This window comes from Bacteroides sp. AF34-31BH, from assembly GCF_003602795.1.
Taxonomy (GTDB): Bacteria; Bacteroidota; Bacteroidia; order Bacteroidales; family Bacteroidaceae; genus Bacteroides; species Bacteroides uniformis.
Map to the genome: position 1 here is coordinate 12,478 of NZ_QTLV01000008.1, position 19,094 is coordinate 31,571.

Sequence of the window (19,094 nt, forward strand, 5' to 3'; positions counted from 1 at the left end):
CAGCTCACTCTCTATTTTAGATTTTTCTCGGTTTGACTTAACCGATTGAGAAATAAACTTTTAGCGAATTATTTGAGAAATAGAGGTAACGATTTAGCAACTGTGCGAATTTCAGTGTTTTGCGTTGCTATGCTGTCAAATAACTCTTTCATTTGCAAATATAACATCTTTTTCCGAAAGTACGAAGTTTCGGTGGCGATTTTATAAAATCAACTTGCGAAAAAAGAAAATCATTCATCCCATTCATGGGTTGTGTCATCGGTGGCGTTGTACTGTTTCCAACGTCCCGACTTCTCGCCGTCGGTGTATTGTCCCTCGATGGTTATATAGGGTTTGCCGTCCCGTGTCGATTCCACACGATAAGAGCCGTCAAGTTTTCCGTTACGGTAGTGTCGTGTAGTCCTGCTGCGAAGCGTGCGCCCATCCTCAAAAATTTCCCATTCCTCACCCTCTTTTTTGCCGTCTATATAATGAGATTCAAAAATCTGCTCACCCGTCTTGCTGTCAAAGCGGCGTTCCCTTCCGCTCTCCACACTCTGCCTATACTCCTTTTCGGTTTCTATTTTGCCGTTACGAAAATAGGTCTTTACAGTTCCGTCTATCTTGCCTTGCTGCATGGGTGTTTCTTTTCGGGGAGTAACGCCATCTTGGTAATACTCCGTGAATATGCCGTTGCGCTTTCCTTTGGCATATATGCCCGATTCACGCAGTACCCCATCACGATAGCGGAGATAATCACCGTTTATTATGCCGTCGGAAAGTTTAACACGCTCCTCGTCAAACCCTCGTATAATGCGATATTCTCCCTGCAACGGCTGTTTACTGCCTTTTTCATAATAGACCGTGCGCCGTGCGTTATCCGTTATAGTCTGTAAATCGTCCCATTTTACTATTTGTTGTGCGGAAGCCGTGCCACACAATAGCCAAAAGAGGTATAGTGTTAATATTCTATTCATTGTATTTTTGCTTTTCGAGGTTGATAACGGTTCTCAGCTATACGCAGGCAGGGATTTTAACCACTGAACTTCCTACGAAGAACTGAACTTTAAATTTACCACTTAACTGTCCTACGAAGCACGAAACCCCTGCTTGCGTATAGGTGATGTTATGCGGTCGGTTTTCATTTTCTCTTCTTTCTCGTTAATTTATCAAGCAAAGTTACTAAATTTGCAGTCAAGTATTCACCTGTAAGAAGTTACTAATGACAAAAAAGAAATTGCCCGTTCGTTTTACGGGTCAGCACTTTACTATTGATAAAGTGCTAATAAAAGATGCAATAAGACAAGCAAATATAAGTAATCAGGATACGGTTTTAGATATTGGGGCAGGCAAGGGGTTTCTTACTGTTCATTTATTAAAAATCGCCAACAATGTTGTTGCTATTGAAAACGACACAGCTTTGGTTGAACATTTACGAAAATTATTTTCTGATGCCCGAAATGTTCAAGTTGTCGGTTGTGATTTTAGGAATTTTGCAGTTCCGAAATTTCCTTTCAAAGTGGTGTCAAATATTCCTTATGGCATTACTTCCGATATTTTCAAAATCCTGATGTTTGAGAGTCTTGGAAATTTTCTGGGAGGTTCCATTGTCCTTCAGTTAGAACCTACACAAAAGTTATTTTCGAGGAAGCTTTACAATCCATATACCGTTTTCTATCATACTTTTTTTGATTTGAAACTTGTCTATGAGGTAGGTCCTGAAAGTTTCTTTCCACCGCCAACTGTCAAATCAGCCCTGTTAAACATTAAAAGAAAACAGTTATTTTTTGATTTTAAGTTTAAAGCCAAATACTTAGCATTTATTTCCTGTCTGTTAGAGAAACCTGATTTATCTGTAAAAACAGCTTTAAAGTCGATTTTCAGGAAAAGTCAGGTCAGGTCAATTTCGGAAAAATTCGGTTTAAACCTTAATGCTCAAATTGTTTGTTTGTCTCCAAGTCAATGGGTAAACTGTTTTTTGGAAATGCTGGAAGTTGTCCCTGAAAAATTTCATCCTTCGTAGTTCAAAGTCGGGTGGTTGTCAAGATGATTTTTCTGGTTTGGTGTCGTCTTTTAAGCTGCCGCATAATGTTTAGAGGATAGCCGACCGTTTAGGGCGGTTCATCCTCATGTTCGAGACAATTTTTATTTCCTTTATTACATACTATATAGAACTTCAATTTTTGACTGCTGTTTCCGGCAGAAAGAGGTGTGAAGTTCATGCCCGCACCCCGTTCGTTTCATTACTGCTCTTATCCGTATTTCATTCATTTTTCAGTTCTCCTTTCTTTCTTTTCATGGGATTTCACTGTTCTTGTTCACGGCAGGACATAGCTATCCCATGTTGCTGTCATGCCGCTTTTTTCCGGTGTATGTCGCAATGCTCCAGTATTACCGTGTATGTCATGCCGCCACCCGTTACCGTGGTATGGCTGTAAACTCTCGTCCGTCCGCAACGTTCGCAGAAGTACGGGTTTTCATATCCGCTTTCTGCCTGTTGCAACTCAGCTTCCTCTATCTCGCTTTCATCCCGTCCGAAGTATTCTTCCGGCAGGCTGCCTTTATTGGAATAGAAGCCGTAGTACCTCACGATGCGGAAATAGCGCAGTGGAACGTGTTGCAGCAGCCGGGGGAAGAACTCCCGGTAGTGCAGTGTCAGTTCCTTTTCAACCGGGTTCCTCCTGTCGGGTGAGTTTTTGTAATCACGGTAACGGAATGAAATGTTTTCGCCGTCCATTGCCGTAATCTTGTACTCGCTCAGACACGCCCGTTTGGAATACCTGCCCACATATTGTATCACCTGTTCCGGCATCTGTATGGGCTGCTCCAAATGTACAATCCAGTCCTTTTTGTTCACCACCTTTTTGATGAAGCCCATAAACTCCATGCGGTCGTGGAAATCATGCTCCAACCTGCCCGCATCGAACAACCCTATCAGGGCGTGTTCAAACTTGTAGCGGAATACCTTACAGATAGAGGGGATATGCACGTAGTCATGTTCGGGGATGACTATCTTACCGTCGTTATCTATGCCGCCCCATGACATAATCATGTGCGTGTGTACATGGAGCTGTTTCGTTTCCCCGTAGGTATGCAGTACGGCAATCACTCCGGTTTTCAAGCCGAACTTGTGCATCATCCAGTCTTTCAGCGTTTCAGCCGAAGTACGCATCAGTATATTCAGCATTTCTTTCCTGTTGCGCTTCACCAAGTCCAGCAGGATATGCGGCAAGGTCATCACCACATGGCGGTGCGGCACCCGCAGCATCTTTTCTTTCATGCGTGCCGCCCATTTCAGCGTGTCACGCCAGCCGCATGACGGGCAAAAACGGTGTTTGCAACTATGGCTGATTTCCCGTACTTCCCCACAATCGGGACAAACGTATGTGTCTATCCCCAAAGTGGTTGTGCGACATACACGGATAGCGTTCACCGCCTTGTACTGTTCGGGGGTGATGTACTCCGCCGGGTGCTGTGCGTATTCATCCCACCACCGATTGAAGAAATCGGACAAGCGGTACTTCTTTTCTTTGCAACCGTCTGTATATATGTCGTTTAGCACTTCTTTCATAGCTCGCACACAAATCCTTTTTTACTCTATTTCAACATCTAATCTTTTGATTATTAGTTGTTTATTGTCTTGAATGTTGTGCTAACAGCGAAATCGGCTGTTATTTTCTTCAAGTATATCACCTTGCGAACAAATATAAAAAAAGTGCGGTACACCACGAACGGCGTACCGCACTTTTTTCGGCAAATCGGGCAGGATTTAACATTTATAGCTTGAATCCCTTGCCTTTCCTTTGCGGTTGTATAGGTCGGCGTATGTTCTGCCTTAACTTCTCGAACTGTTCCTTAAACCACTCGGCAATGGGCTTTCGGTCGATGACAAGAACCAATTTAGTCCCGTCCGTGGGGTCTTTCAGCACTTGGAAACCTGCCCTTTCGGTCGTGAATTTCCGTCCGTGTTCCTCCGAGTAGAGTTCCCCCGTATACTCCAACGGCTTTCCCTTGACGAGCGTTGCGGTCTGCCTTTCATCGAACCCGACAAGGCGGCAGAGGTTTTCGATACGGAGCATTTCACGGAAATAGGGAAACCATGCCGCCGCCCTTGCGATTACCGTTTTCAGAAACGATATTTCCTGCTTGTGCCTTGTGTCCTTGTCGGCTATCTCCCTGCCGTGCTTTTGCTGCATTTCCCGTATCTCCCTGCTGTGGTCTGCCTGCATGGTCTGTATCCTATCTTGCAGGGCTTCGATGGTTTCCTCGTGGTCGGCTACCTCCCTATGCAGGGCGGTGTTCTCCCTTTCCAGCGTCTTGACCTTGTTACTGCCGAAAAGAGAACCGACGCTCTCGGCGATGTTGGCGGCTGCGGTGGTTGCCGCCCCTTTCAGCTTCTCGGTCTGTATTTCTTTTTTCGCCCGTCTTAGTTCCTCCCGTGCCGTTTCTTTCTGCTGCTGCAAATCCACCACTTCCGCTTTGAGGTCGTCGGAGAGTTTCTGTATATCCCGATAATACTGCTGCGTGGACTTGTGGCGAGCTTTCGAGCCGTCTATGCCCCTTTGCAGCCCGTATTTCGCCATCGCTTCGGCATAGGTATCTTGGTAGGACTTCAATTTCAGCCGTGTCATAATATCGTCTGCGCACAGCCTCACGGTGTCGGTCGGCTTCTTGCGGTATCGCTTCTTCGTCTGTTCCTCCCTTTTCCTGCGCTTGCGCTCTCCCTTGACGATAGGGACGAGTGTAACGTGTATGTGCGGCGTTTCCTCGTCCCTGTGCAGGTGAGCCGCCACGATGTTCTCCTTTCCGAACGTGTCGGCGAAGTATTTCAGATTGTCGGCGCACCACTCGTCCAAACGCCCCTCTTCCTCTATCCGCTTCATGTCCTCGTGCGTTCCCGACACGTTGATGCGGATAGCCCGTACTTGGTTGCTTCCGATTTTGCGTGTCAGCCCCGCTTCTTCCAGTCTTCTCTGAACAGCCGCCGAACGGTCTTTCACCCCGTCGGGGTATTCGATGAGCCTGCGGTTTAGGTGCGTGCGTGTGGGGTCGGCGTTCTTCGGTATGATGAAACGCTCGATATGTGCGGTTGTTCCGCTGTCGCTGCCGTGCGCCTTTTCCATGTGTAAAACTACGAAACCCATATATTCTTCCTTTCTTTTTTGGCTTGTGAAACAATGATTTTTTGTATCTTCGGGGGCGGCAAATGCCGTCCCCGATGGGGTGTGCAGAGGGGCTTGCCCCTTGCCTTATTGGGGAATTTTCAGCGATACGTAGTATTGCGGCTCGGAAAATTCCCTAATAAGCTACGGTATTTTCTCCGTAAATACCCTGCGGCGTGCCGTCTGCCTTTCGGCTGTGGCTGTTCCTACCACCTGCTTACCCATATAACCCCACCTTATTTTTTCCCTTTCGGTCGGTGGGTGGCGGGGCGGTCGTTTCCGTTTTCAAAGGCTCTTTTGCATGGGGCGGTCGGATACAAGGTTTTCCCGATAAATACGCTCGCAGCGAAGCGAGAGGAAGATTTATCGGGAAACGGCGCAGCCGCCTGACCTTTTAGCCGACATAAAGCCCCGTGCTTGCTTTGCCTTTGTAAACGGAAATGATTGCTCCGCTTTCCTCTGAAAAGAGGAATAGAACCTGCAATATCTATCACCATAGTGATAGATTTGCATGTTGGTATGTTGGTATGCTGATATGTTGGTATGTTTGCATGTTGGTATGTTGATATATCATCATGCTTTCCAACGGCTGTTGGGCTTGCCGTCCGAAACAACCGACACGAATACCGTCGTTTTCTCTTTTCGCCCGTGTATAATCCTCTCTAATAATGCCCTGCGGACTTTCGCCGCCCCGAACGATTCGACACGGAAAGCGAGGGCGGCTATCGTTTCGAGGTTGTAAACCTCCGCGCTGTATTTGTCCGATAGGCGGATAATGCGCTTTATGTCATATATAGATAAAACTCCGCTTTTGCAGAGTGCCTTTATCCCTGCCCGAACCGTCGGGGCGATAACCCCGAACAGTTCGCAGATTTCCCGCTCGGTCATGGCGGTTGCGCCTATATCGCTCGGCAGGGAGATATTGCCCTGCCCGTCCATCGTGATAATGTTCTTTTCTTCTTTCATCGGTATTCTGTTCTTAATTAGATGGCTCGGCAGATATTCTTCTCCATATCCTCCAACTTGTGCGACAAGGTTTCCATGTCTTGGCTTATCTTCTGGGCGGTGATTTTGGCGTAAATTTGGGTGGTCTTTATGTTCGTGTGTCCCAAAAGGCGGCTCACCGTTTCGATGGGTACGCCGTGCGACAGAAGTACGGTCGTGGCGTTCGTGTGACGTGCAACATGGTAGGTCAAGCGTACCTTGAAGCCGCATTGTCTGCCTATCTCTTTGAGTATCTTGTTGCAGCTTCCGTTGCTCGGAACGGGGAAAACATGACCGTCCCGAGCCAGCCCCTTGTATTTCTCTATGATACGCTTGGGAACGTCCAAAAGACGGATGTTCGATTCGGTGTTGGTCTTCTTTCTTCGGGTGATTATCCACAGGTTGCCGTCGAAGAATGTTTGCAGGCGGTCGGTGGTGAGGTTCTTCACGTCGGAATACGCCAAACCCGTGAACACCGAAAAGACGAACAAGTCCCGTACAAGTTCATGGGTGGCGTTCTTCATCGGTGCGTCCATGAGCGTCTGTATCTCCGTTTGGGTGAGGTAGCCCCTATCCACGCTTTCGGGAGAGTTGATATATCCTGCAAAGGGGTTGAACGGCAAACGCCCGTCGTTCCTCGCTATGGAAACGATGTGTTTCAACACAATCATGTAGCCCCACACGGTATTGGTATGGCATTTCTTCTCCGTGCGCAAAAAATACTCGAAGTCGTTGATGAACGTGAGGTTGAGTTCCTTTAACGGAATATCCTCACGCTTGTGGGTATGGGGCAGGAACTCCCGAATATGGTTGCAGACCGTCCGATAACGGGTAAATGTACCCTGCGCCCTGCTGTGCCCGACTTTCTTCTCAAACTCGGCGTTGTGCTGCTCGAACAGCTTTAACAATGTTTCCTGCTTGACGCCGATACCGAGATAGGCGTCTTTGAGTTTGGCGGCGGTAACATAACCGTCCGTCTGCATCAACTCTTGATAGCGGCGGTTTACCTCCACACGGATTTTATCTACCGCAAGGTTGATTCTCTGCGCTTCGACACTCTTGCCCGAAGCACGGCTGTTCCTCACGTCCCACAACCGTGGGGGAACGTCCATCTTACAACTGAACTGTTTAATCTCGCCGTCCACCGTGATACGGCACATTAAAGGCAGGTTGCCGTTCGGCTTCTCGCTGCCTTTCTTCACGTAAAATAATACCTTGAATGTACTACGCATAACTCACTCCTTTTTTTGGTTACAAAATTAGTTATTAGTGAGTTACCGACAGCTATGTAAATCTACGCAAAACGCAGAAACAGAACCTTTTAGCAAAAAATCTGCACCCGTTACGGGAGTAACGAGGTGGTAACTGAACTTCTGCACCGTTTGGCTTCGAGGTGGTATTTCGTTGGCTCTGCCCCATAGAAAAACAAAGCGTAACGAACGCTCTATCAGCTAATTCGCTACGCTTTGCCCAAATTTACTTTTTCGCTATGTGTTTATTTTAATATTTGATATAAGGCGAATGGGTTATCTGGTTACGATAAATTGAAAAATGAATCAATAGACATGAAAAACATATTATTTATAGTATTCTCTTCGTTTATATTTTTATTTGTTTCTTGTACTTCTGAACAAGAAACTGAAACTTATATTCCTATTGATGAAATTATACCTTTGGATACTCATTTGATTCCAAATAAGGATACAAAAATTGTATCAACAACATTGAATTTTAAGGATATTGATGCCATAGATTATTTGCTGGTTAGAAAGAGTGTAGGTGACAGCTATTCAGCTAAGATAAGTCAAAGCGAACTTACGTCTGATTATATTTTCAATTATACCATCCAAAAAACAGATCCACAGAATTTTCGGCTAGTATTGGCTGCCTTTTACAAAGATGGTAATATGTCGAAAGAACTCTCTTTGAATGTGGATAACCGTTGGGGTTTTTTTATTCGTAATGTTACTCGTATAGCTCGCGTTACAGGGAGTATAATAAATGGAGAAAACTTTCCAAGTCCTAATAATACTGCGACAAAATGGAATGTAGGAGGAACAGATCTTGGCATTATTTGGGAGATGCAGCCCGGAAAATATGGAATTTTCTTTGGTGATACTTTTGGGTATGACTTTAAACCGAATCCGGCTAATCCTGGACCTAACGGAGGGAGTTGGCGTAGTAATGTGCTGGCTTTCTCGGAGGATAATGATTTAGAAGATGGATTGTCATTCAGTAATATGGCTACTGATGATAAAGGGTATGCCCGCGAGATAGTATATGGAGGAAAAGATTCGTCAGGTAATGGTGATTGGACTTCTATCCCAACAGCTGCTATTCGTGCTAATGGAATAGATTATGTGCATTATTTTAATATGAGAAATTGGACGGGATGGATTACAAATTATTCGGGAATATATAAGTCGGTTGATAATGGTTTGACATGGGCTAAATGTAAAGATATAACCTTCTCATCTTATAGTTTCTTTGGCCAGGTAGGGTACTTTAAGAAAGATGGATATGTTTATATGATAGGTACTCAAACGGGGAGGGATAGCAATGCTAAATTAGCACGATTTCATGAAACAGATATTGAGAATAAGACAGCTTATGAATATTGGAATGCTTCTACTAATCAATGGATAAAAGGCAATGAAAATGAGGCAACTGTATTAATAGAAGATAAGGTTGGTGAACTTTCTTTTATATATAATGAGACACATAAGAAATGGATAATTGCTTATTTCAATGCAGATAGATATAATATAACTATGCGTACGGCAGAAGACATAACTGGCCCATGGAGTGAACCCTATGAGCTTGCTAATGGTAGAGAGTATGCCCAATTGTATGGTTCTTACATTCATCCGTTGTCGGTAACTGGTGATAATTTATATTTTACGATGTCAATGTGGATGCCTTATAATGTTTTTTTAATGAAGGCTGAATTGGCTGATATGGGAGAGTTTTAATTATATTGATAAATATAATATCATGAACACACGCACATTAATTATAACTTTTGTTTGGATGATAATGTCCAACATAGGCATCTGTGCTCAAGAGCATTGGGATGCACAAGAGAGAATTGAGTTGAATAAGGGTGTTTTTCCGAAAAATTTTAGTAAAGCTATTGATGCTATACAGTATGATTTATTAGGAATTGAGAGAGGAAAAAGCCATGTGAAAGTGATAGATAACAACACTTTGTACATAAACCTTTCTTTTTCGCTTAAAAACTCTGTTCAACAAGGTGATTGGCGTATAGCCGTAAAGCCGGATTTTTTACCTTCGTTCCATTGGGCGCCACATCTTACTCCTACTGATAGAAATGTCATCGATCAACATGTATTCCGTTCTCCTGCCCTTATTGTAGCAGACGATCATCAAACTCTTATTCTTATTCCCGATTTGGATATTATGCAGAAGGGGACTCCTGTACGATGGTATATGGATATGGACGCATCCTCTAATACACTTATTCTCGGAATGTGTAATAACCATGTATCCGAACACGTTCTGTTTGAGCGTGATCAAGAAACTACTTACCCAAAAGGAGATATTGAAATAGGCTTTTATTTGATGTATTCTGATAGCAAGGAAGTATTGCGGAATCCTTTTAAGAAGCCGTTAGAATTTATGTGGAGTCGATGGGGGCATGCTGCATATGAGAAAGGTAATCCGGTGAAGGAAAACCTAGAAACGTATGTGAAACATACTTATAATTGGGCTTTTAATTCATGGTCAGAAAATGTGTGGCAGCAATTTGAGTTAGATGGGAAAAAAGTGGGTGCTCCCGTATTCATTGTGAATGTTACTCAAAGTCCTAATTATCCGGGAGAGATTAATGAACGTGAATTTCGTTCTATCTGGAATCAGGCATGGTTCAGTTCATTGCGTTCTGCAAGTGGATTATATCGATATGCAAGAAGAACCGGTAATAGGGAGCTTCTTGCAAAAGCAAATTTGACAAAAGAACTGGCTCTGTCATTTCCGCAGAGGAATGGTTTTTTCTATGGACTTATCGGTACGGAAATGCATGAAGTAGAGATTGATGGTAAAAAGTATAATCGGAGCAAGGGGTGGAATACCTATTATTGGGGAAATTCCAACAGAAATCCTTATACCTGGAATCCGAAAGAATCTCCGTATCATATTCTTGATATGAGTTGGACAGCATTGTTGATGCTTCGGTGGTATGATGAATTAGAAAAAGATGCCCGTCTTTTGGCTTATGCAGAAGATTATGCGATGGCTTTACTTGGAATACAGTATGAAAATGGTTTTTTCCCTGGCTGGCTTGACTTAAAGACAATGCAGCCGATGAACCATTTGAATGCTTCTCCTGAAACATCTTTATCAGTTACTTTTTTACTTAAACTGTATGAGCTTACACATAAGGAAGAGTATAAACGGGCAGCATTTAGAGCCATGAATGCAGTTATCCATGAAATTATCCCGGTTGGGAAGTGGGAAGACTTTGAAACCTATTGGTCTTGTTCTCGTTACGGTTCGGATAACTTGGTAGGTAAAAAAGTTTTGCGGAACAATATGCATAAACAGAATAATTTTTCAATGTTCTGGACAGCTGAAGCCTTACTGGAGTGCTATCGTCTTACCTCAAATAAAGAATATCTTGATTATGGACAGCGTACACTTGATGAATTGCTGATGACCCAAGCATCGTGGCAGCCGCCATACATGTATGTAAATGTATTGGGTGGTTTTGGTGTGTTGAATGCCGATGGTGAATGGAATGATTCACGCGAAAGTCTTTTTTCCGAACTCATCATTCAATATGGAAAACTTCTTGATAAGCCAGAGTATATAGAACGGGGATATGCTGCACTTAAGGCATCTTTTGTAATGATGTATTGTACTGAAAATCCTCAAACCAAACAGCAATGGGAAAAAGTTCATCCGTTCTTTGCTTCAGAGGATTATGGATTCATGATGGAAAATTACGGGCATGGCGGCCGTACAAATCCGGCAGGTGAAGGTATGGGTGAGTTTACAATCTATGATTGGGGAAATGGAGCAGCGGCTGAAGCGTACAACCGCCTCCTTGATAAATTTGGAAAAATAGAATAATGATTCGTTAACATTAATAATTCAGCTATGGTAAGATCAACTTTAACTTTATTGGCCCTATTTAATGTGGCTATACTGTTTCCGGGTAAAGCAATGTCCCAGAACAGTGAAGGGCGGGAGTTTAACGGTAAGTATCAAAAGGAATATCTGGATAAGATTGCATTTCCTATAGGGGGAATCGGCGCCGGAATGTTCTGTTTGGAGGGAACCGGTGCCATTTCGCATGTGTCTCTCAGACACCATCCTGATGTGATGAATGAGCCGTATACCTTTGCTGCGATTTATGTAAAGGGGGTTGAGAACGGAGCAAAGGTATTGGAAGGGCAGGTTCCGACTTGGAAGTTATTTGGTCCTGCACAGAGTGGTTTAGGTAGGGGAGACAAGACGTACGGTCTTCCACGCTTTGAAGAAGCGGTATTCCAGGCACGTTTCCCTTTTGCAACTGTAGATTTGAAAGACAAGGATATGCCTTTGGCTGCAAAGATTACGGGTTGGAGTCCTTTCATTCCGACGGATGCGGACAATTCCAGCTTACCGGTTGGAGTACTGGAATATCAGTTTACAAACACTTCCGATAAGGCTATCGAAACCGTGTTTTCTTATAATACCAAAAATTTCATTGATGGTCAGGGTACTATCCGAGGAGTAAAGAACGGGTTTGTTTTAGAATCCGATCAGAACAACAGTGGGCTAGCTATTTATGTGGACAATGCTGCTGCTGTTGTAGACCATTGTTGGTTCCGTGGTGCCTGGTTCGATCCGCAGACTGTGGTTTGGGATAATATTCGCTATGGGCGGATCGCTGATAAGCAGCCGGTTAAGGGTGTTGCTCCGGGAGCGTCTGTTTATGTTCCGCTGACGTTGCAGCCGGGAGAGACAAAAACAGTCAAGGTAAACTTCTGCTGGTATCTGCCCGATTCAAACCTTTCTATCGGTGGTGCCAGAAAGGTAGGACAGGCATTTACGGGGATGCCCTGCAAGGGAACGGCTTCCGGTCAGCAACCTGTGAGCGGCTTTGTCGGCAAGCAGTTGCTGAACTCGTTCGATAAGGGTGGAGATGGACTGACGGGTATTATTCAGTCTCCTGAATTCAATATTGGGAAAAGATATCTGAAGTTTCTGGTAGGTGGAGGCAGTCAGGCTGACCGTACTTCTGTAAATCTTGTAGTAGACGGAAAGATTGTAGAGACGGCGGTCGGAAATCAGACGGAGACTCTGAGTGAAACCGTATGGGATTTGAAACCTTATCAAGGAAAGAAGGCTTTTGTGAAAGTCATTGATTTGGATGTTTATCCGTGGGGACATATTCTGGCCGACCAGTTTGTGTTGACAGACAATAGGAATGAAGATATTTACAACTTGTCTTCTACATCCACCTTACTTGCCGATTTTGAAAGTAACAGTTGGGGAGACTGGCAGGTTGTGGATTCTTCTGAAGAAGAAAAACAATTCCTGGCAGATGAAGGAGATGTCGAAGCTACCTACAGACCTTGGTACTCGGAGCGTTTCAAGAGTTTGAATGAGGTTATCGGCTATTGGGATGCAAATCAGGCGATGCTGGAAAAGAACAGCCGGCTGTTCAGTGATGCATTCTATAGTTCCTCTTTGCCGGCAGAAGTACTGGAGGCTGTTGCTGCTAATTTAACTATATTGAAATCTCCTACGGTATTGCGTCAATGGGATGGAAGATTTTGGGCTTGGGAAGGATGCCAGGATTCTTTTGGCTCTTGTCACGGAAGTTGTACGCATGTGTGGAATTATGCACAGGCTTTGCCCCATTTGTTCCCGTCTTTGGAAAGAACCTTGCGTGAAACGGAATTTAGGGTAAGCCAGAATACGGAAGGACACCAGAATTTTAGAGTCAACTTGCCTATTTCGGCACCGCCTCACAACTTCCATGCTGCTGCCGACGGACAGTTGGGTGGGATTATGAAAATTTACCGTGAATGGCGTATCAGCGGGGATACACAGTGGATGAAAGACCTTTTCCCGGCAGTGAAAAAGAGTCTTGACTATTGCATCCGTACATGGGACCCCTTGCATAAGGGCTATCTTGAAGAGCCGCACCACAATACTTATGACATCGAGTTCTGGGGACCGGACGGCATGTGTACAAGTTTCTATTTGGGAGCTTTGACTGCGTTTATAGAGATGGGCAAGGAGCTGAAGCAACCCGTTAAGGAATATACGGCCCTGCTGTCAAAAGGCAAGAAATACATGGAAACTGCACTCTTCGATGGAGAATATTTCATACAGAAGATTCAGTGGGAAGGGCTTCAGGCTCCCAATCCGGTTGATGTAATGTCTTTCGGGGGAAGTTATTCCGATGAGGCCCTGAAATTGCTGAAGGAAGAAGGGCCAAAATACCAATACGGTACCGGTTGTCTGTCCGATGGAATTTTAGGGATGTGGATGGCTTCCGTATGCGGACTGGATGAAGTGCTGGACAATGAAAAGGTCAGGAGCCATCTGGTGGCCGTACACAAATACAATCTGAAACATGACTTGGTAGACCATTTCAATCCTCAAAGACCGGTGTATGCTTGTGGTAAGGATGGCGGATTATTGCTTTGCACATGGCCGAAGGGTGGTATGCTGTCACTGCCTTTTGTATACAGCAATGAAGTCTGGACCGGTATCGAATATCAGGTTGCCAGTCATTTGATGATGAAAGGTGAGGTGGAAAAGGGCTTGGATATTGTCCGTGAATGCCGTGAGAGATATGATGGAAGAGTAAGAAACCCATTCAATGAGATAGAGTGCGGCCACTGGTATGCACGTGCCATGGCAAGCTATGGAATGTTGCAGGGGCTTACAGGAGTGCGGTATGATGCTGTTGACAAAACCATGTACATCAATTCTAAGATTGGTGATTTCAAAAGTTTCATCAGTACTGATACCGGTTTCGGAACTATTGAATGGAAAGCAGGAAAGCCTGTGTTGAACGTGGTTTATGGCAACATTGATGTGAAACGCTATAATGTTTCAGGCAAGATTGTGGATTGAGGTCAATTAGGATAGGGATGTACAATCAAAGACAGATTAAGATGACAGAGAAGAAGAAACTTCTTGTTTTGTGTGTTGCACTATTTTGTTTTATAGCTGTTTCTGCACAGCAGAGAATGTCTGTATCGTCTCCTGACGGAAAACTTAGATTTTCTCTGAAAGTGACGTCGGAGAGTGTTTCATATGACATCGACTATAGGAAGCAGCCTCTTATAACAAATTCTTTGCTTGGTTTCAGCTTTGATAGCGGAGAGTTCGGAAGGAATCTTAAAGCAGGAAAGGTGCAGCGTAAAAAGATTGATGAGACATACAAGCTCATTGTCGGCAAGACAAGTAGTGTACGTAGCCGTTGCAATGAAATGACCGTTCCCATGCAGGAACGGTCAGATTCCGGCCGTCTGATAAACCTGGTTGTAAGGGCATTCGATGACGGGATAGCATTCAGATATGAATTTCCGGAACAGAAAGCATGGGATTCATACGTGATGTACGATGAAAGGACACAGTTCAACTTGCAAGGAAACCCGATGGCGTTGCTCATGTACCTGCCCGGGTATGTGAATACACACGAAGGGGTATACAGTCATGTAAGATATGACAAGGTGGCAAGGAAAAGGCTGATAGAGATGCCCGCCACATTCGAGTTCGACAACGGGGTGGCAGTGGCCATAACCGAAGCGGCCATACGGGACTATGCGGGAATGTACCTGATGAAGGAGAAGGGTGGGCTGACTGGAAAGCTCTCGCCAAAACTGGGGCAGGAGAAGATAAAGGTCGAGACAGACAGTTTCCCGCACCGTACCCCGTGGCGCGTAATCTCCGTTGCAGACCGGGTGGGAGGATTGCTGGAGACGAATATACTAACAAGCCTGAACGAGCCCTGCAGGATTGAAGACACTTCATGGATTAAGCCTTGCAGGACCACGTTTACATGGTGGAACGGGAATGTCGTGCCAGACAGCACCTTCTCTCCGGGAAACAACTTCGATACAAACAAGTACTACATCGATTTTGCAGCACGCAATGGCTTGGATGCACATGGAATCTACGGATATGCGGAGACTCCTTGGTACTATGATGACAACTTCAATTTCGGATGGGCGGGACCCAATGCGGACGTTACAAAACCGATACCGTGCCTGAACATGCCGAGAATTGTGGAATATGCAAGAAGCAAGGGGGTTGGCATACATCTGTGGGTACACTGGAGACCGTTGTACGACAAACTCGAAGAAGCCTTTGCGCTCTATGAGGGATGGGGAGTAAAAGGACTCATGGTGGACTTCATGGACCGTAATGACCAAGAGATGATACGCATCCAAGAAGAGATACTGGAATGTGCGGCAAGACACAGACTGTTCATACAGTTCCATGGGTCGAGCAAGCCTTCCGGACTGGTAAGGACGTATCCGAATGAATTCACACGGGAAGGGACACTCAACTATGAAGTATGCAAATGGGACACGCTGGTGAATGCGGACCATGACATTGCGATACCCTTCACCAGGATGCTGGCGGGAGCGACGGACTATCACCTGGGAGGGTTCAGGGCACTGCCGCGCTCGGAGTTCAAGATACAGTATGTAAATCCTCATGTAATGAGCACGCGCTGCCATATGTTGGCCATGTATGTGGTTTTGGAAAACCATCTTACCTCGTTGTGCGATACGCCAAAGGCTTATGAAGGTCAACCGGGGTTCGAGGTGCTCCGTACCGTGCCGGGAACGTGGGATGAGATAAGAGTTCCGCTGGCAAGGATGAATGAGCATGTCACGGTGGCCCGCAGGAGCGGTTCGGACTGGTGGGTAGGCTCGCTGAACAACGGTACGGAAAGGGATCTGAAATTGGAATTGGACTTCCTTAGTGAGGGGGACTACCAGGCAACGATCTATACCGATGCGGAGGATGTGGAGCGGAATCCAAACAATCTGGACAGACAGGTACGGAAAGTTACAAGGAAGGATATCATTGAATTGAATCTGGCAAAGGATGGAGGAGCGCTATTACATATCAGAAGGTTATAAGGGTGATGTTTATCAGTTGAAATTGTATTTCAATCAGTTGTTAGTTTGTTAGGATAAGAAGATTGTTCCAGGATAATATTTTTAATCAATGGATTTATAGCATGAACAGAAGAAATTTTATAAAGAGAGTGGGCCTTTTGGGGGCAGGATATGCGCTGAATAAAAACTTGATGTTTGCGAATTCAGGCGTAGCTTCGACAGCTACCTCTTTTTCGTCGTTTCCAAGAGTAAGGAAGCCTATATCGGAAAGGAACTTCAAAAGTCCTGCCATTGAAAAGGCCATTGCTACTTTTAAACAGAAGGTCAAGAATGAAGAACTGGGCTGGCTGTTTGGGAATTGTTTTCCGAATACGTTGGACACAACCGTTTTTTATTCAGAAAAGGATGGCCGACCGGATACATATGTGATTACCGGTGATATTGATGCCATGTGGTTAAGGGATAGTTCTGCCCAAGTATATCCGTATTTGGATTTCATGTCTGAAGATAAGAACCTGCAGAAACTGATAATTGGCGTTATCAATAAGCAGACTTCCTTTATATTGAAGGATCCGTATGCCAATGCCTTTTATGATGATGATACGAAGTATACAAGATGGAACAGCGATCATACGGAGATGAAACCGGGTATTCATGAGCGTAAATACGAGTTGGATTCGCTTTGCTATCCCATTCGCCTGGCATATGGATACTGGAAAAAGACAAATGATGCTTCTCCTTTCGATGCGCAATGGAAGAAGGCGATAGAAACCATTTTAAGGGTCTGCAAGGAACAGCAGAGAAAACATGGTAACGGGCCTTATAGCTTTCGCAGAACTTCGGAATGGGCTATAGATGCTGTTCCTATGGGTGGAGTGGGTTATAAAGTAAATCCGGTTGGATTGATTTGCTCTACTTTCAGGCCTAGTGATGATGCCACTATCTTTCCTTTTCTCGTCCCGTCCAATTTCTTTGCGGTGGCCAGTTTGAGGCAGGCTTCCGAAATGGTTCAAAAGATAACCAAAGACAATGTATTGGCTGATGAACTGTTGACGTTGAGTAAAGAAGTTTATAATGCTTTACAGACGTATGCCGTGGTGAATCATCCGAAGTTCGGTAAAATCTATGCTTTTGAAATAGATGGCTTTGGATCGGCTTATCTTAGTGATGATGCCAACGTCCCTAATCTGCTGGCGTTACCCTATCTGGGTGGTGTTGATAGTGATGATGCAATTTATGCCAATACCAGAAGATTCGTGTGGTCGGAATACAATCCTTATTTCTTTAAAGGCTCTTATTTTGAAGGGATAGGAGGACATCATATTGGTACAGACATGATATGGCCGATGAGTCTGATAATGAAAGCCCTGACCGCTCAAAACGATGAAGAGTTACAGCAATGTATCCGGATGCTCCAGAAAACGCATGCCGGTACCGGATTCATGCACGAGTCATTCCACAAGGATGACCCCAAGAAATTCACAAGGAGCTGGTTTGCATGGGCCAATACATTGTTTGGAGAATTGCTGTGGAAAACATTCAATGAGAAACCCTATTTATTGGAATACTAATCATCTAATTAATCAATGTAAACAAAAAATCATGAGAAGAATTACAAAATTCAGTTTGTTGCTTTCCCTTGTTTTGGGATTGTACTTTCCTGCTGTTTTTGCACAGTCGAACATGACGAATGAAATGTTTGACTTGGCAAAGTTGAAATCGGGTGTAAAGAACAAAAGAATCTCCAGTACAGACCCTACCGGAGGCAACAGAGATCATCTGGAACCTTTCAAGCCGGGTGAGAAACGTATCATTGCAGACATCAAGGGAGCAGGGGCCATCAACCATATTTGGGTAACCATTGCGCCTCCTCCTCCCACGTTGAGCAGAAATGATATTATTATCCGTATGTATTGGGATGGCAACGATTATCCCTCTGTAGAGTCTCCTATCGGACCTTTCTTTGGGCAAGGATGGGACGAAAGATATAATTATGCATCATTGCCTCTTTCATCAGGTCCTGAAAACGGTACCGGAATGTCTTGCTACTTTACCATGCCTTTTGAAAAGGGAGCACGTATTGAAATCGAGAATCAAAGTGACAGGAATATCGATGCCTTCTATTTCTATGTAGATTATCTGGAAATGGACAAGCTTCCCAAAGATATGGGCAGATTCCATGCGTGGTACAACCATAACCTCACGGAGGCCCTTCCCGAAGGTGAAACGGAATGGGGGCTTACCGGAGAGCAGAAACCGAATACTACCGGTAAGGACAATTACGTGTTTGTAGAGACACAAGGAAAAGGTCATTTCGTTGGTATTAACTACTATGTACACTGTCCTACTACTATGTGGTATGGTGAAGGGGATGATATGTGGTTCATTGACGGAGAAAAAACACCTTCATTGATAGGAACGGGTACGGAAGATTTTTTCAATACTTCCTGGTGTCCTAAAGAGGCATTCTCGCATCCTTATTTCGGGTATCCTCGTGTAAATAATGACATCGGCTGGTTGGGACGTACCCATGTTTACCGCTTCTTCATAGCTGATCCCATCTTCTTTGAGAAGAGTGTTAAAGGAACGATAGAGCATGGTTCTAATAATAATTTGACGTTGGATTTGGCAACCGTTGCCTATTGGTATCAAGATTCAGCCGTTGCTCTTCCAGAAGCTCCTACGAAAGCACAAAGAGCACCGAAGCCTTTCATCAATCACATGGACATACATCGTTGGCGTGACGCTTGGCGTAAGTCCAAGGGTAACAAAGCCACTCTGTGGGGCAACGAGTAAGCTTTGGTAGCGCTCTTTTCTATACATTCATAGGCTGATATTTATATCCGGGGTCTTGCCACTATAGTGGCAA

The 19,094-nt window shown here is 44.6% G+C and carries 12 protein-coding genes; 7 read left to right on the forward strand and 5 right to left on the reverse strand.

Annotated features, from left to right (window positions below):
• Positions 1–230: 230 nt before the first annotated feature.
• The gene (locus DWZ67_RS12920; RefSeq protein ID WP_117667712.1) at positions 231–956 is read right to left on the reverse strand and encodes a toxin-antitoxin system YwqK family antitoxin; all 726 of its coding nucleotides are present in this window, start codon (positions 954–956) and stop codon (positions 231–233) included.
• A gap of 245 nt (positions 957–1,201) precedes the next feature.
• Between DWZ67_RS12920 and erm(F) the strand changes: the two genes are divergently transcribed.
• Entirely contained in the window at positions 1,202–2,002 is an 801-nt protein-coding gene (gene erm(F) / locus DWZ67_RS12925; RefSeq protein WP_004295323.1) for a 23S rRNA (adenine(2058)-N(6))-methyltransferase Erm(F), read from the forward strand.
• 327 nt (positions 2,003–2,329) lie between these two features.
• Here the strand turns inward: erm(F) and DWZ67_RS12930 are convergent, their stop codons facing one another.
• The 4 genes from DWZ67_RS12930 to DWZ67_RS12950 all read right to left on the reverse strand — a co-directional run bounded on the left by DWZ67_RS12930 (position 2,330) and on the right by DWZ67_RS12950 (position 7,357).
• Positions 2,330–3,550, reverse strand: a complete 1,221-nt coding sequence (locus tag DWZ67_RS12930) for an IS91 family transposase (RefSeq protein ID WP_007662653.1) — start codon at positions 3,548–3,550, stop codon at positions 2,330–2,332.
• A gap of 205 nt (positions 3,551–3,755) precedes the next feature.
• The gene (gene mobV / locus DWZ67_RS12935; protein WP_117703097.1) at positions 3,756–5,123 is read right to left on the reverse strand and encodes a MobV family relaxase; all 1,368 of its coding nucleotides are present in this window, start codon (positions 5,121–5,123) and stop codon (positions 3,756–3,758) included.
• Positions 5,124–5,714: 591 nt separating this feature from the next.
• Positions 5,715–6,107, reverse strand: a complete 393-nt coding sequence (locus DWZ67_RS12945; RefSeq protein ID WP_117703096.1) for a hypothetical protein — start codon at positions 6,105–6,107, stop codon at positions 5,715–5,717.
• A 17-nt stretch (positions 6,108–6,124) separates the two neighbouring features.
• Positions 6,125–7,357: a site-specific integrase gene (locus DWZ67_RS12950; protein WP_117703095.1), complete on the reverse strand. Its 1,233-nt coding sequence runs from the start codon at positions 7,355–7,357 to the stop codon at positions 6,125–6,127.
• 333 nt (positions 7,358–7,690) lie between these two features.
• Here DWZ67_RS12950 and DWZ67_RS12955 point away from each other — a divergent pair, with 333 nt between their 5' ends.
• The 6 genes from DWZ67_RS12955 to DWZ67_RS12980 all read left to right on the forward strand — a co-directional run bounded on the left by DWZ67_RS12955 (position 7,691) and on the right by DWZ67_RS12980 (position 19,021).
• Entirely contained in the window at positions 7,691–9,097 is a 1,407-nt protein-coding gene (locus tag DWZ67_RS12955) for a DUF4185 domain-containing protein (protein ID WP_120138989.1), read from the forward strand.
• Between the two features lie 22 nt (positions 9,098–9,119).
• Entirely contained in the window at positions 9,120–11,216 is a 2,097-nt protein-coding gene (locus DWZ67_RS12960) for a hypothetical protein (RefSeq protein WP_120138991.1), read from the forward strand.
• Positions 11,217–11,309: 93 nt separating this feature from the next.
• The gene (locus DWZ67_RS12965) at positions 11,310–14,222 is read left to right on the forward strand and encodes a GH116 family glycosyl hydrolase (protein ID WP_120139066.1); all 2,913 of its coding nucleotides are present in this window, start codon (positions 11,310–11,312) and stop codon (positions 14,220–14,222) included.
• Between the two features lie 41 nt (positions 14,223–14,263).
• Positions 14,264–16,246 (forward strand): glycoside hydrolase family 97 protein, encoded by a 1,983-nt coding sequence (locus tag DWZ67_RS12970; protein ID WP_120139068.1) that lies wholly within the window; start codon positions 14,264–14,266, stop codon positions 16,244–16,246.
• A 101-nt stretch (positions 16,247–16,347) separates the two neighbouring features.
• Entirely contained in the window at positions 16,348–17,796 is a 1,449-nt protein-coding gene (locus DWZ67_RS12975) for a glycoside hydrolase family 125 protein (RefSeq protein ID WP_120139070.1), read from the forward strand.
• 31 nt (positions 17,797–17,827) lie between these two features.
• On the forward strand, positions 17,828–19,021 hold the full coding sequence (locus DWZ67_RS12980; protein ID WP_044468754.1) for a glycoside hydrolase family 172 protein: 1,194 nt from the start codon (positions 17,828–17,830) through the stop codon (positions 19,019–19,021).
• Positions 19,022–19,094: the final 73 nt, after the last annotated feature.